Source organism: Paenibacillus rhizovicinus, from assembly GCF_010365285.1.
Lineage (GTDB): Bacteria > Bacillota > Bacilli > Paenibacillales > Paenibacillaceae > Paenibacillus_Z > Paenibacillus_Z rhizovicinus.
Genome location: NZ_CP048287.1, coordinates 105018 through 119834, shown reverse-complemented (window position 1 = coordinate 119834; position 14817 = coordinate 105018). Strand labels below are relative to the sequence as shown.

The following is a 14817-nucleotide window of genomic DNA, read 5'->3' as shown; positions in this document are numbered from 1 at the left end:
CTTTCCAGAGAACTTGTGTATTTATGAACCTATCCGCTTACAGTTTTCGATACTCAACAGGGGAAACGCCATACATTTTTTTGAAAGTCTTGGAAAAATGGGGATAATCCATATATCCGGCTAAAGCGGCTATTTCGTGCGTTTTCAATAACGTGGTTCGCAGCATCTCCGCAGCTTTTTCCAGCCGCAGTCGCGACAAGTAATGAATAAATGTTACGCCCGTCGTTTCCTTGAAGAAGCGGCTTAAATAGGATGGAGATATGCGAGCAGCTTCCGCCGTACGCTCAAGCGAGAGTTCGGGATCGCTATAATGGTTGTCCATATAGGAGATGGCCTGACGGATGGAATATTGCTGATTCCATTTTCTCAGATTTCGGAGTTCCTCAGCGGCGCGTACTAAATTTTGTTTCATTTCCGCCTGCAGTTCTTCGTTCTGAACCGCGGATAGCCGTAAACTGATGGCCGGTCGTTTGTTGTTTCCTCCGCTGATCTCAGCTAACTCTCCGGCAATAACGGCCAGCAGTTGCTCCCCATACGTCTTGTATTCCGCACCTGTCAGAGCCAGCTTATTCATATCGGCGCAGATTTCCCCTAGTAGCTGAAGATATCCGCTCTCATCAAGACGCCAGAGCTTTTCGGCAATTCTGCGGCCGTCCGTGCGGCATCGCCATAACCACGTTTCGTTGAAAGCCTCCTTCACCTCTCTTGTCTTAAAGGTGTCGGCAAGCCATGTCAGAAGCCGCATCACATCGTAGGGGTTAACCGGCTTCAGCAAATACTCGGCGATGCGGTGCGGCAGCATGCGCTTCGCGTAATCGAATTCTGCAAACCCCGACAAGACGACGATTTCGGTCTGATAACCGCTAACCCGAACGGCTTCGATCAATTCCATGCCATCCATAACAGGCATGTAGATATCTGTAAACAAAAGATGAGGGTTAAGCCTTTGTACAAGTTCCAGCGCCTCTTTTCCGTCTTCGGCTTCACCGCAAACGATGAACTCTCCGCTGCTGTCTATGATTTTAGTCAAGCTTTTCTTGATCATCGGTTCGTCGTCGACGATCACAACGTTATACCTCACTTTATCCTGCCTCCGATGGCAATTCGGACGCATACGGCAGCCGCATCTTGATAACAGTTCCGGTTGTGTTTGATTCTGCAATTTCAATGCCGTATGCCGCGCCGAAAGTTAGCCGCAATCTGCTGTGTACGTTCCATAAGCCGATTGAATCCATCTGCGTTATGCCATCCGCGTTCACTTCACGATCCCAGGTAAGCATCAACGCCTCGTTGATCTTATTTTTACGCGCGTCTTCCATGCCCCCCCCGCGATCACGAATTTCCAGCACATAAGCGTCACCCTCGGGAATGCCGCGAATGCCAATGTAGGTCGGCCTCAACTTGTGATTCTCGTAGCCATGTTTAAACGCATTCTCTACAATGGGCTGGATCATCAGCCGGAGCGCACGCACCTTTGGAGCATCCTGATCTCCGACATGTACTTCATTCGAGAAATGAGGATAACGCTCAGTTAGGATCGTGAAATAGGTTTCTATATAGTTCAGCTCTTCAGTAAGCGCCACCTCTCTCCCTGAATTTCCGATACTATATCGAAAAATGTGGGCGAGTGCCGAGGCCATTTTGCTGATTGGCATGACCCCTTCCACAATTGCGTACGAGTTGATCAGCTCCAGCGTGTTGTACAGAAAATGCGGATTGATCTGAGCTTGCATCGATCGGTACATGGACTCACGATGAACGATTTGCATTTCTTTCTCTTTGAGCTCGGATTTATGCACGACTTCAACCAGCCGTCTGATTTCGCTGATCATCGCATTGAAGCTGTGATGAAGACTATCCAGCTCATGGAAGCTTCCCCCATAAGAAGCGTATACACTGAAATCGCCCAATTCAGCCCGTTTCATTAGCCTCTGCAGTGCAATAATCCTTTTGGTCAGCGATAATGAGAACCATCCCAATAAGAAAAGCGCTAACACAATCAGCATCAAACTTATGCCTGCGGTTATCGATCGGAAATAGATAAGTCCTCCGACAAGTTCGCGAATCGGCACTTGAGAATAGATATTAAGTCCCGTAATATTCGAATGAAGATAATTGATCAGAAGCTTCCCTCTTGACGTATGCTCCGTAAAACCGCCTTTTAGCTTTGTATCGAACTTATGCAGCAGCTTGGCGGAAATATAGGTTCCCCATTTGGACGAATCGGGATCATAGATGATTTGACCGTCCGAATCTGTGATCCGGATATATCCTGAACTTCCAAGTTTCACGCCTCTGCTTAATCCCGCTATCTCAGACAGTTTGATGTCTATAATCACAATACCGCTATTGCGGTACGTAATAGTATCGTAGAACTTCATGGCCAGCGTCAGGACCGGAACGCCATAAACACGGGTAAAGCCCATCAGCTGGTAGTCGCCATTCTCTTTAATTCGCCTATCGTATGCCGGGAAACGCTCTTTGGCGGACAGCACACTGAGATTGGAAGCGACAAGTCCGCTGTCGGATACAATGGACAGGGAGAGAATATCAGACCGTCCCAGTAAGATTGAAGGGAACAGTTCGTCCTGTAACGGTAAGGCCAAGCTGTATCTATCATAATTATCAGCACTGGGACCCGCCGAGATCATTTTTTGGGTCAACGGGTTGGAGATCAGGGGGAGCGTTATCCGCCTAATTTCCTGAAAGTAAATTTCCATTCTGTCATTCACCTGATTGTTTAACGTTTCGCTATATTGGATCGCATTATCCTCCAACGTCTTGGTGGACTTCTCAAACCAGAGAAAACCAAAAACGAATGACGGGAGACAAAGAAAGAAGAGCAACATCAGAAACAACTTGGTTCGGATGGACATGCGGTAAATTAAGCGTTCGTAAGTCACCGTCATCTTTCCTCTGCCTGTTTTTATCGGAATGCGTGGGGATTTGATCGGACTGAAGATTCTCAGATTATCCTTCTTACCGTAAGGTTCCGTAATTGAATAAACTAGCATACGTCTCTAAACCAACACCCGTATGGATCGAAGTGTCGATCGACTCGGGGTCTGTCAGTTCCAGCAGAAGTTTCCTATCAACACAGACGAAGCAGTGATTGTCGATGCTCCCTGCCTGAATTCGGTATGTACGTCCGTGGTCAAAATCGAAGAAAGGCGTGCGTGCTCGGCAACACCGTTCTGCCTTCGAATTCGTTTTTGCCTGTACTTGAACAAAAATATGATGAAGTCATTGTTCGCGTTGAGCGGGTCGGGATTTGCGGATCCGAACTAAACGGAGTAAACCGCCGCTTGTGATGGGACATGAATTCGCCGGAACCTTCCAAACTGCAGGATTTTCAATCTTGATCCTGCGGATCAACTGATGATCATGGGCGTCGGCCCGATCGGCCTCTTCGCTCTTATTGCCGCGTAGCAATTCGGCCTTCGTGATATCGTGGTCGTGGATAGACTGGGAGGAAGGCCCGCTGCAAGTACGGAAGATGCAACCCGTCAACTAGCTGTAAAGCAACTGTGGCAGGGCGGACGAGTCTGCTTTTCGGGTTTACATGAGGCGGACAGTCCGCTTCCCATTAATTGATAATTCGAAATGAAACAAGAGCGTATGGAGCATTTGCCTATGCACCTCGCGATTTTGAATGTGCCTTGGAGTGGTTGAAGCAAGGGAAAGTAAATCTGCAGTCATGGATCGAACTACGGCCTTTAGGAGGAGGCGGACAGGCATTCGAGAAGCCGCTGAACGCTTCTGGGATTAAAAAATCCTGCTTCATATTTGACTGGATAACACGAAGTATTGCCAGATCGCTTATTTAACCGAAAGGACCCCACTAGCTGCCGGGGTCCTTCGCCACTTAAGCTTTATTCAGTCTGATTGTTGATTGCAGGCACCGGCCCTGTCTGAATGCCGCGTCCAGGAAGTCCCGAACCGCACTTCTCCTTGCCCACTGTGTGACCGCTCAGCACGATCAGTGTAACGGAATTAGCCGGGAAGCTGCGTTTGATATTGACTCCAGCAACTTCTTGGTCCTGTTGACGTACGATCTGCGACAGGTTCGCTCCGCTATAGGTGTATACTTTAGCATTCTTGCTGTTCACCTTGAAATCATTGATCTTTAACGTGCTTTTCAGATCATCACCCGTCTTGTTAATAACCATAACCGTGAGTGCACCGTCGGACTGCCGCTGGGCACCGTACACGGCCAGCTTGTCTTGGTCCTCGCTCCATGATTCTACCCAGGTGTCGCCGTATTGCGAGCCTTTGCCGTCGTAGTTCCGGTACATCTTGAATGCAAATGCGCCCGGATCCGTCGCCTTGGGCGGCCCCCATAGCGTTGCCATATCCAATCCTTCCCTCCCGAAAATACCCAGGAGATCCGCTTGTGCCAACGCTCCATTCAAGGAGCCCAAGGCCCCGAAGCTATATTCGGTCATCGAAAGCTTCGTACCGGGATAATACGTATTGATCCAACCCCTCATGCGGGGAATAATATCCAGCTTTCCAAATGCTTCTCCGAAGCCGCTTGGATCAGTGAAGGTAGGATCCCACATGGACCGTGTTGAGATAAGGCGCCTCGTCTGTGTCTCGGGGTCGCCCGGATCGGGAGACGTCCATGTAAGTAAGTTCGAACCATTGGGATAATAATGAAAGTCCAGATAATCGATCAGCCGTCGTCCGTGCTCCGTCTCAGCCTTTCGCATCTGCTGAAGATAATACGGATACCACGCTTTACCGCCATGACTTTGTTGGTTGTCGGTAGCCGGACCACCCATATCATAAAACGACCACATGCAGCAATTGCCGGCACCGAGCACCTTCGCCCCCGGATCCACATCCTTGATCATCGCTGCGTAGTCGGTATTCAGCTTAACCAGCTCGTCGAAGCCTGTACCTTCCGGGTGGATGTCATGATGCAGATAGTTCCAACTCTCCGGCTCATTGTCCAGCTGGTAGTATTTCACACCGCCATCTGAGGCCGTGCCATGCGTTGCTCTCAAATGCTCGATCCAATCACGCATCCAAGCCGGGTCTACCTTGATGTAATTTCGCAGCGGATCCACGTCAGCCAACTGTTGTCCATCTTGGTCAGGATCCAGTCCGCTTCCGCACTTATCCCCGTTCATATCGGTAATAAAAGGGAAAAAGTCTGTCCAGCCGAATGCCACTCCCTGTTTTGGATACAGGGACGACGGATAAGAGCAGTTGTACTGGCTGTATTTGTTTACATAACCGGTAATCGGTACCGTAACGATGCTCTTGGATCCGTGGCTTTTATTAGCAGCTACGATATTGTCGTATTCGCCGCCTGGAGTCGGATGGTCGGTTCCATTCCCGCCAATGAAAAATTGGTCGGTACCCTTATTCGACGAATCAACCAGCCAATTATACGTTTCCGTATGATTGCCGCCTTCGCGGACCACCGGGATCGGAAATTCATCTCGCAGATTATCATCGATGGAGTAATGATTAATGCCGTAAATATCAGGACTAATCGCATGGCGTCCCGTTTGCGCACTTACCGTCAGTTCTATTGGCTTAACCTTGTAGGCATTGTCATTATCGACCGAATTGTCCGCTCTAACAGCCGTCAGCGGCCAGCCGGTCAGATTCAGCAATAGAGACGCCGCCGCTACCGTAACCATCCATTTCCACTTCATTATGCACCCTCCTGATCGGATGTTGTAATTCGGTCGGTCCTCCTTCCATAAGGATATCCCTGCACATTCTTCATTATAAAGCGATTACAAAGGTTATCGATTTACTTCTGTTGATATCCCTTATCCCATATTGACAGCTTTGCCGATCTTCCCAGAGAAAACTAAACCGTTCGAAACCGGTACCGGTTTCGAACGGTTTAGTTACCATCTGCGGAACCATAAACCAACCCGGGCTTTTTTCCTTGATCACCTGCAGCATAGGCTCCATGTCTTCCATTGACTTCAGTTTCTTGTAGTCGAATTTGTATTTCCACGATGTCCTGCTCCATCGCCATCTTTTTCTGCTTATAATATTCTTGATACAGCTTCATGGGCGCGCACTTTTATCGATCCGTGGGGCAAAATGCTCCTCCAGTTCTCCGTCTTTTTCCCAGACCGTATCGGTCATCATTTACGTTAACACTTTGCTTCATGAGGGTTTACACAAAATACTGGACAGACCCAAATTGTGCTTCTTTGTAAGGGCGTAACTTTCTCGTCATAACACCCCTACACTCGAAACGAAAATTGGCCGTCCTTACGTTGTAGGACGGCCATGATGTTTGATGTTTATAGAACAAAACATTATTGTAAGTTTGTAACTCAGAACAAATTTTTATTGTTCAGTACAACACTTTATTGTAATGAATCACTTAGCCTTCCATTTCAGTTTAAGCATTATGATTTCTTCAACCTCTTCTCTATCTAATTGTGATAACTTACGCAACTGTTGCAAAATATCAAATTCATATCCTGTAATTGAGAACTCTTTTTTGTGATCTAAGTCTGCCCGTGCCCTTCCAGTTAACAACCATTCAATATCGGTTTCGTATTTATCATGAATCCTCAAGATCACTTCAACGGAGGGATTATATTTATTCTGCTCAATTTCGCTTAAAGTCCCTTGTGAAACCCCAATCTGATCCGCAAACTCAATTTGAGTTTTTTCATGCAATTTTCTTATTTATTTTATCCGTTTTGCTAATGTATCCATAATACACCTCCAAGAAAGAAAGGATTCCGAATGATGTATCATCTTCGGAACCCTCTAAAGTGCACTTCATAACTTTAATGTCAACTTCACAACTATAATGTCCACTTCATAACCATGATGTAAAGTTCACAACTATAATGTCACCGAACATTTACATCCCTATTCAAGAAGCGTAGACACCTGCGGGAGGTATCCATTATCCAGCAAGTCGTCAATGCCCTTCCCGAGCGAAATGTCCCACATGGCAAGGCTGAGTTTCATGTCGGTCTCTCTGGCAAAAAACTCGACGCACTGCCCAAGGGCCATCTCAACTTCCGGCGTATTAACGACATCTGCATCATAAGCAAAAATGATGTGCTTGCAGCCTAGTGCCTTCAGCGGTTCAAGTAAGAGAGAGAAGGCACCAGCACCCGGAATACCAAAGACTGGCTTCAGCAAACCATCCGCAGCCTTGTCGGCTTTGAGTGGTCCCTCTGTAACCCAAACTTCCGAACAATCGAAAATAGCATCCGCGGTATCGCCGACTGTCCAGTACTTCAAACATGGACTTGGCAACGCCAGGTGTACCGGAAGCGGGCCGCCAATTGACGCGCCGTTATCCTTTGAGCCGCTGCTCCACCACCAATACCGTTGCCCCTGTTTGAGTTCAACGCTAAAGACAAATTGACCGGAAGCTGAAGACATGCACACTTTTTTATCCTTCTCGGTCAGCTCGACAATCAACGTCTTGTCTTGGACTTTGAGTGAGCACTTAGCCCGACGCTTCCCGCTTTCATCTCGCGGAAGTTCCTCCAGAATTTCTCCCTTTATCGCACCCTTCATATCCAACTCGAGGGGCGGATTATCCACCCTGATCTGCCAACCCGTAATTTCATTCGAGATGGTGCGGAACGGAATCATAAGACCCGTTCCGCCCGCCATCGTCCAGTAGGCCCCGTACTTCCCTTCTTGACAGAAGAAGCCCGGAACTCCTAGTAGATCGCTGCTATCGCTCAGTCGGCTAATGACGCTCTTTGCGACTTTGTAACGTTCTTGGACGGGCATCGTTCGATACTCGCGAATCTGAACGACATTCTCTTCCATTAACCGATCATTTAGCAGATGCGAGTAATGCATGGGGGATAACGGGAGCTCCTTCAACAAGGCACGATAAACGCGATTGAGATGGTAATCAGGCTTCTTATCGACAACCTTGTTTACTTCAATCTCGACCTTCGTCTTCGGAACGGCGTTGGGATCTAGGTAATGCCGGAATTGCCGGCCAATAACTGAATCAAAATGGTCATCGCTCGGCACCCTCATGCAATGAACGATCGTTTGCTCTCGGTTTATCCGGCACCAGCCTTTATGTCCACAAATTGGACATTGAGACTGGATCTCGTACCACCCGTCGTGCTTTGTTCTGCGAAGCTTCATGCCCCCAACTCCTTTTCTTACGATGCTTGAAGAATTGCGCCTATGCGCTCCTCGAGGAGCTGCAACTGGTCAAGGGATAGAGAGTTGAATTTGCCGTCCCAAGTTATCTGGAGAACAGACTGGATTTTGTTCTTCAAGTCCTGTTTCGACCAGTTCTTGGTGCCATTCATAAACTTGCTGACAAACTTATTTTTCTCCCTCTGGCGATTCTTCTCCTCCTGCCCGGCATGCCCTTGGTTTTGGTATCCGTTGCCCGAAGATGAAGGGCGCTGGCTGCCATTACCCTGATGCTGGCTTTGCGAACGGTTTGAATTCCCCTGCGACGTAGATTGTCCGCGTCCTTGCGATTGCTGCTGCCCGCTTCCTTGCGGTTGTGTCTCTCCGCCGCCGGTAGGAGTCCCGTCTTGACCGGAAGGTTGTTGACCCGCGGTTGGACCGGAATTATCCCCATCGCTTTTCAGCTTTTCAAGCGCTTTTTGCCGGGATATTGCGATATATACGTCCTCATAGGAAGATAATCCAGAACCGATATTGCCGTACCCGCCGTGTGAGAGCGCACGACCAACAGCGCTCGTCGAAGCATTTTCAATCGGGTTTGTGGAATCAACACCAGAAGTTGCGCCAAATCCAATGATTGAACGCTCTTTCGTCTTGAAGGGTTGACCGTGTTTATTCAGCCCCTCAAATTGGCATGTCATGACCCACCGATCGCCAATTTGCTCCGGGTAGATATCGATCTCATAGCTTTTACCGTGGGTTTGATGAACGGCAATCATCTGCTCAATCCGACCTTCTACATCGACATACGGACGAAACGTCTCAATGTACGTTTTACCATAATACGAGTGAAGACCATACTCCCTATGTTCTGCAGTAAGGGTAAACTGCTTGTCCATAATTTTCTCTTTCTGCCTTTCTGCGGAAGCAGACGAATGTGCTTATGGAATTCGCTCGGCACCAATTCATAAACCGACTGGATCGTCGCATGTGCAAGCGTCTTTTTCTCTTTTGCGAGACTTACTACGAGCCTGCCCTCCTCTCCCGCCAAGAAAGGATTGCCTCGCTCATGTCCTTGGTTTCCCATTCTACATTCCTCCAATTGTAATTTTCGAATTACCTCCAAATGCTGCAGCTGACCATTAAGGATCCATGATCATCAACGCCTCCTTCAAATTGCCATAAAAAAAGACGCATTCAGAAGTCGAATGCGTCTTTCATGGAAATGGAAACAAAAAAAGGACATACGGGTAGTGTAGGTCCGATAAGCTTCCATTTGCTTACTATAATGCCTTGAGGCGTCCCCATCTTCGTCATAAGGTTGACAACGAAGAAAATGAAATGATTGATGCTGTAATACTAGAATTATAGCATCTGTCTGAAAATAGGTAAAGTATGCCTACACAGGTTGCTTTCCCCTAAATGCACAAAACCCCGCTCCAGGTACGAGACCTAAAGCGGGGCATGCTGCGTGCTAGCGCATATTTGGTTGACTCTATTTTATCATGTAGCTAGCCGGCGGACAAGGCCAGATTTCCGTTTGCGGCAAGATTCGCCAATTAATGCTTTACCCAAATTAAAGAATTGGGTTATAATCTTCTTGCGTGCTGCCGGGTCAAGCCAACCTTTACTGGTTGATAGCTGACCTTTGCTTTATTGCACACAAATTTCATGTGTGTTTTTTTTATTACCTAAATTCGGCCTCTCGCAGAGCGATGATCCGTCGAAAACCCATCAAATAAAATAAAAAAAAGCCCCTACCAGGTTACATTCGTTGTCTTCCGGCCGCCAAGCGTTTAGACAATGAATGGTTCAGGAGTAGAAGCTTTATTACACACAAACTCGATATGAGCCTATTTTAGCATATCGTTTTTGAAAAATAAAGCCTCTTCTCTCTCTTGAGTATTGCCTTTTTGGTAGGCACGAGGGAGATTTTTTAATGTCAGAAAATAAAAATTTGAAGGAAGGATCAGCTCGTCTCCTCTACTATCGAGAACGTCCAACGGGAAACCGAACACCGAAGACACGGATGGTTAAGGGTAAGCCGCAAGCTTACTTCGAAGAAGAGCTAGAGCGGATCTATTTCAACGAAGAAGATATACGGAAGTTTTCGCTGGACAAGCATGGTCAGAATGTCCCTTACGTGGATGGCCACGTGACAATGATCAATAATTATATGTTCGATTACTGGGGATACATCCTTGGAGCAGAGGCGATCGCGCTCTATGCTCACCTGATGCGATACTGCTATGGGCAAAAGGATTTCTGTTGGCCTAATCTTGAGCTGATTTCTTACAAAATGAAAATGAGCCGCAATACGGTTAAGAAATATCTCGGCATCCTCGAGGAACATGGTTTTGTTTACCATTTCAACGTGCAAAATGCCGATTTGAACAATACCAATGAAAGCCCGCTGTTCAAGGTTCGGAAGCGGGTACCGCTCCTCACCCAAGAATTATGTGACCAGCTTCCTAAAGTGCTTCAGATCGATCACGAGAAATACCTGAATAAGCTGTTAACGACATGCGAACACGAGCTCGACCTTGATCCGAGCGTGGATTATAGCACTCTTTACGGTAATCTCATTGAAAAAGGGAAAGTACAGCGCAAAGCAAAGCAGCTCTCCTTGTTCGAGATCGATAAGCAATCAGCTTTAAAACGTCGGATCCTGGAAGAGGAACAAACGGAAGAGGACAAGATACGCTGGCAAGATTTCTTATCGGAAATGCTGAAAAAAATATCAAGGCCATCTTATGACAACTGGTTTGCTAATACATTTGCAATTAAACGGGATGGTATCCTGACGATTTACACCCCTCACAAGATGGTTACGGATTGGTTATCTGACAGATACATAGTAAAAATCAAAGATATCATTCATCCAATCGATGAAACAATCGAAGGCGTTGAAATTGAAACACTAGAAGTGATCACGTAGGAGCCGTACAGCGGCTCCTATTTTTTTCGACATTTTTCGGGATTCAATTATTGAAAGGCAGCATATAAAAAAGCGATATCCCTATCTCAATTTTTGATACCCAGCCTATAGAATTTTGAGAGGTGCCGCCTATCAAAATTTGATACCCGGGAAAACATGAAAAATCCCGCCTATAGAATTTTGACATAGAGGGGTCTAAAATCTATAGGCGGAATCCGCGTATCAGAATTTGAGACAGCCTTCGTCAAAATCTGAGATAGGCTTTCTCAAAATTTGAGACCAAATAAATACAATCTTTAAGAAGAACTGATTTTAAGAACTACAATCTTTAAATTATTCATCATCAATAGAAATCATGGGAGAAGAATCTTTCCATTAGGGCATTAATTAGCAGCTGCTGATTTCCTCGCCTGAGCTGCGCAATGAAGTCAACAAACAATACCGAGATCATCTCATCGAGCTCCATATGAAAATCGGGAAACGTGGTCTGAGCGTCATACAAGAAGACTTCCCCACGTTGCACGTTTTCGCGCAGGAATTGCACTTCGAGCAGCGCCCATCTCTTTGGATTAACGATTTGACTCATCGCCTCACTCTTCTTCGGACGCGGGAAATAGGTCTGCCGTTTTATTCGGAGATTATTCACGGTATCCTCTAAGGTTACGGCATCTGCTGACGTTTTGAATTCACTCAGATTTTCCCGTACATGAAGTAGAAAATCCGCGTAAAGGACATGAACCAGGTGCTCCACGGTTAGTTCGGCGAACGCGCCTTTCGTTTTCTTATTGACGTCTCCAATGAAAACCTCGGCACGCGCAAAATCAATTTCCTCAGCACGTACTTTTAAGCGGACAATGCGCTTGGAGCGTGAAAACAGACTGGTCCACGTTAGGTTTCCCGTTAAGTCCCTCAGCTTCTCGGAGACGTTCTGACTACTGCTGCTGACTCTTTCGATACGCATGTATATCCACATCCCCACGGTAAATGTAATTCATGATCAACCGGTAGACGGTTTTTCGAATGGATAGATTCAACTTCCTGGCTAGGGCCTCGACTTCCACATAATCCGGCAGCAGGAGCTCCGCATGCATATATTGTCCAGTGTCCTTATAGACGAGCGGCGGATAACGCTCTGGGAAAATGGCGTAATGCTCGAGAGCTTGTTTAAGGATTGCCGTATTCGAGATCGTTTCGTATTTCATCTCAGGTTTGCGATCGGCAATACGCAACTCGCTTGCCCGCTTCCGCAGGTCTTCCCTCTGTTCGGGTGTAACGGGGAACTTCATGTCCTTCTTCTTGTCAGAACGCTCTCTCCGCGTGCGTGCCTTATTCTTCGGTGCGGCAGCCGCCACGGGCGGTTCCGGCCTATACTGTGGTTTTGGAGGTGCGCTAGGGGGTGCAACGGGCTTTTGCGCTTTTGACGGCGGTGCCTTTACTTTCGGTTCACTAATCGGACTAAAAATACCATTCAGACTGTTAACCATTAGTCTGGTCCCCTCTTCGTAATAGAGTAGCGGTCAAAATTCCAGAATTCCATTTGAGACAAGTATATGAACGGACGTATGAAGAATAGAACGCTCGTCCGGAGTATATTCGAAACGGGATCGGTCGATGCTGAATAGTAATCGATTAAGAGGAGTGGTAGAGTATGGCAGCAACAAAAGAACTAACCCCTGAACAAGCGAAGAAATTGGCATCCCTCATGGTTAAAGTATCTTCGAAAATGGGCGGACCTAAATTGATAAAAAAATAAGCAGGCTGCTCAGCAGCCTGCTTATTATCGTCTTACTTTTTTACTGGAATCCCCAGTTGATCATATCGATTCAATAATCCATCGAGTTCTTGGGATTTTCGAATGACAATTTCGGACTGTATCCCGAACCGATCACTTAGCGTATGCATCTCTTTTCGCTTGCGTTCAATAGCTCTGCGAATATGAGTGAGTCTAGCTTTTGGCATGACGTTATCCCCCTATCAACGGTTATCCTCTACTCCATGTCTGCTCGTCCTGCAATACGCCGGAGGCAAGCAGTACCCTCCACCATTCACGAAATGCAGCGTTAACAGCAATTCGCTCTGAACCTTGAGGGTATGGACCTTCGCAGCGGGTACCGCTGACCAGGTAACTGTTCGTCATTCCCCGCTCGACAAGCTCGTCCTCTATCCAAGCTTCGAATGCGCGAGCAAAGAGCTCGTGATCGCGACGCCAGTATTCGCCGCGCTCCTTTGCGTCAAGAAAAAATGCGCTAAAGTCGGTTGGAATGAAAAATTCAGATGGTACTTCCCTACCAGCCTCTTTCAGCAGGTGGCAGTAATACATACCGAGATCGATCCATTTCTTTTTGCTACGGATCCGGTAGAGCCCTTTAAGTGACATAAGCGCTTTGGACACATCGTATTCAGCACGCTCAAGCTTCCGGTTGATTTCGGTGCCGTATCTCCCGTCGAGTGGTGGTAATTCGCTAGGAACAGAATGACGGATTGTCCCATTACCTTTCTTGATTTGCTCCATAAGTCGAGCAAACGCGGCCTTGATAGAATTCGCCGCGAGAGAATCATTTAACTTCGCCTCGCAGGCGGATAAGGGAGCCATCATTCCATTAGCGAATCCATGCGACCAAGAATTTAGATTGAAATCCAGCGCATGCGCCCATTCATGGCAAAGTGCCCCACCGCCATTCATCTTCGTCAGGTTAATTACGTTCCGAAATGGCTCAAAATGGGCACTTGCCTTGCCAGTGCCGCGCGAGCCGAAAGCAAGCCCTAACGCGCCGTAGAAACTGATAGAATGACGTGGGATGTTCAAGATTGCTGCAAGGTCTGCGTGAGCATTCCCGCTACACAGGACATGATAGCGACCGGCTGCATCTTCCATCCAATTCCCGAACTGAATACCTCGGTATCCGTAATGCGTCATTAAGTCTTCCGGCTTCTCAACCCCAGAAGGCTCCTGAGAGAGACGAATGACTTCCTTCGGCACTCGGCGTTCCCACCGCTCTTTCGACGAGCCCTTAACAGAGGAACGGGCCTTGGGCTCTGTCCATGTCCAGTCTTGCCCTTCCTCCGAAGAGAAAGCTTTATCGAAAATGCTTCTGTAGGCTGCTTCTTTCCCGCGACCACCAGAGAGGAACGTCCGATTAAACCGATCCCCAAGCGATAACCAAAAAGCATAGTTGGCGACGGTTGGATCCTTGAGCAACAAATGCTCATGCTTCGACCAAGTTGCCTTCTTAATGTCCGCCTGAAGCGTTTCAAAGGCGCTTCTGAACTCCGCTTCGGCATACGCTTCGGAGAAGACCTGCTTCAGTTCTGCAATCCCTTTAACGAAGTGCTCGCGGGCTAAGGTATTGTCTTCCGGGCGTTGGCATACACGATCCCATATTTGCTTAATGGCATAGGCCACTTCGGAAGAAAATCCTCTCTCGCGATATTCCTGTATCGGAAAAGCACCAAGCAGCTCATCCCTGCAGATAGCCTCGAAGGCCTGCGTAGGATCCTTCTCTAGCTCCGCGTACCATTCGGTAGAGAATTTAAGTAATGATGCGAGATGCTTGCGAGCTCCTTTGAGCTCTTCCCCGACATCGTACGAATATTGCTTGCGACCAGTATCTGGTGCTGCAGCTTCACTGGCCATAATCACGGCAGTGAGCACTGCAGGCGCCGCGGTACCGGAAAACATCCCCGGAAAATAGTCGAATAGTGACAATTGATTAGCTCCCATTTACGAATTACCCCCATAGGTCTCCCGCGCTGAGCGAGAGACG

General features: G+C 47.5%; 12 protein-coding genes. 1 reads left to right on the top strand and 11 read right to left on the bottom strand.

Translation table 11 applies throughout. From position 1 onward, the window contains the following. Window positions 1-37: 37 nt before the first annotated feature. From GZH47_RS31920 to GZH47_RS31890, 7 genes are all read right to left on the bottom strand, one after another. The gene (locus GZH47_RS31920; protein WP_162645649.1) at window positions 38-1066 is read right to left on the bottom strand and encodes a response regulator transcription factor; all 1029 of its coding nucleotides are present in this window, start codon (window positions 1064-1066) and stop codon (window positions 38-40) included. A 16-nt stretch (window positions 1067-1082) separates the two neighbouring features. Continuing rightward, window positions 1083-2903: a sensor histidine kinase gene (locus GZH47_RS31915; RefSeq protein ID WP_162645648.1), complete on the bottom strand. Its 1821-nt coding sequence runs from the start codon at window positions 2901-2903 to the stop codon at window positions 1083-1085. A gap of 969 nt (window positions 2904-3872) precedes the next feature. Next, complete coding sequence (locus GZH47_RS31910) at window positions 3873-5669, bottom strand: glycoside hydrolase family 44 protein (RefSeq protein WP_162645647.1); 1797 nt, start codon at window positions 5667-5669, stop codon at window positions 3873-3875. 197 nt (window positions 5670-5866) lie between these two features. Beyond that, window positions 5867-6040 (bottom strand): hypothetical protein, encoded by a 174-nt coding sequence (locus tag GZH47_RS31905; RefSeq protein ID WP_162645646.1) that lies wholly within the window; start codon window positions 6038-6040, stop codon window positions 5867-5869. A 317-nt stretch (window positions 6041-6357) separates the two neighbouring features. After that, window positions 6358-6663 carry a helix-turn-helix domain-containing protein gene (locus tag GZH47_RS31900; protein WP_225446641.1) on the bottom strand — a complete coding sequence of 102 codons (306 nt, stop codon included), beginning with the start codon at window positions 6661-6663 and terminating at the stop codon, window positions 6358-6360. Window positions 6664-6861: 198 nt separating this feature from the next. Further along, entirely contained in the window at window positions 6862-8118 is a 1257-nt protein-coding gene (locus GZH47_RS31895) for a toprim domain-containing protein (protein ID WP_162645645.1), read from the bottom strand. Window positions 8119-8135: 17 nt separating this feature from the next. Then, window positions 8136-9014, bottom strand: coding sequence for a hypothetical protein (locus GZH47_RS31890; protein ID WP_162645644.1), 879 nt, complete (start codon window positions 9012-9014; stop codon window positions 8136-8138). A gap of 1040 nt (window positions 9015-10054) precedes the next feature. Here GZH47_RS31890 and GZH47_RS31885 point away from each other — a divergent pair. Continuing rightward, complete coding sequence (locus GZH47_RS31885) at window positions 10055-11053, top strand: helix-turn-helix domain-containing protein (protein ID WP_162645643.1); 999 nt, start codon at window positions 10055-10057, stop codon at window positions 11051-11053. Between the two features lie 343 nt (window positions 11054-11396). On the opposite strand, the gene GZH47_RS31880 is transcribed toward GZH47_RS31885, so the two are convergent. The 4 genes from GZH47_RS31880 to GZH47_RS31865 form a co-directional block, all read right to left on the bottom strand. Next, window positions 11397-12014, bottom strand: coding sequence for a hypothetical protein (locus tag GZH47_RS31880; protein WP_162645642.1), 618 nt, complete (start codon window positions 12012-12014; stop codon window positions 11397-11399). Beyond that, on the bottom strand, window positions 11986-12537 hold the full coding sequence (locus GZH47_RS31875) for a hypothetical protein (protein WP_162645641.1): 552 nt from the start codon (window positions 12535-12537) through the stop codon (window positions 11986-11988). The genes GZH47_RS31880 and GZH47_RS31875 overlap by 29 nt, the downstream gene beginning before the upstream one ends. Before the next feature lie 301 nt (window positions 12538-12838). After that, complete coding sequence (locus GZH47_RS31870) at window positions 12839-13012, bottom strand: aspartyl-phosphate phosphatase Spo0E family protein (protein WP_162645640.1); 174 nt, start codon at window positions 13010-13012, stop codon at window positions 12839-12841. A 22-nt stretch (window positions 13013-13034) separates the two neighbouring features. Then, a complete protein-coding gene (locus GZH47_RS31865; protein WP_162645639.1) occupies window positions 13035-14774 on the bottom strand; it encodes an LPD1 domain-containing protein in 1740 nt (579 codons plus the stop codon). Window positions 14775-14817 lie beyond the last annotated feature (43 nt).

Coding starts and splice junctions, on each gene's coding strand:
- GZH47_RS31910 (WP_162645647.1), bottom strand. CDS start 5,669: ATGAAGTGGAAATGGATGGTTACGGTAGCGGCGGCGTCTCTATTGCTG.
- GZH47_RS31895 (WP_162645645.1), bottom strand. CDS start 8,118: ATGAAGCTTCGCAGAACAAAGCACGACGGGTGGTACGAGATCCAGTCT.
- GZH47_RS31865 (WP_162645639.1), bottom strand. CDS start 14,774: ATGGGAGCTAATCAATTGTCACTATTCGACTATTTTCCGGGGATGTTT.
- GZH47_RS31870 (WP_162645640.1), bottom strand. CDS start 13,012: ATGCCAAAAGCTAGACTCACTCATATTCGCAGAGCTATTGAACGCAAG.
- GZH47_RS31890 (WP_162645644.1), bottom strand. CDS start 9,014: ATGGACAAGCAGTTTACCCTTACTGCAGAACATAGGGAGTATGGTCTT.
- GZH47_RS31905 (WP_162645646.1), bottom strand. CDS start 6,040: ATGAAGCTGTATCAAGAATATTATAAGCAGAAAAAGATGGCGATGGAG.
- GZH47_RS31885 (WP_162645643.1), top strand. CDS start 10,055: ATGTCAGAAAATAAAAATTTGAAGGAAGGATCAGCTCGTCTCCTCTAC.
- GZH47_RS31880 (WP_162645642.1), bottom strand. CDS start 12,014: ATGCGTATCGAAAGAGTCAGCAGCAGTAGTCAGAACGTCTCCGAGAAG.
- GZH47_RS31875 (WP_162645641.1), bottom strand. CDS start 12,537: ATGGTTAACAGTCTGAATGGTATTTTTAGTCCGATTAGTGAACCGAAA.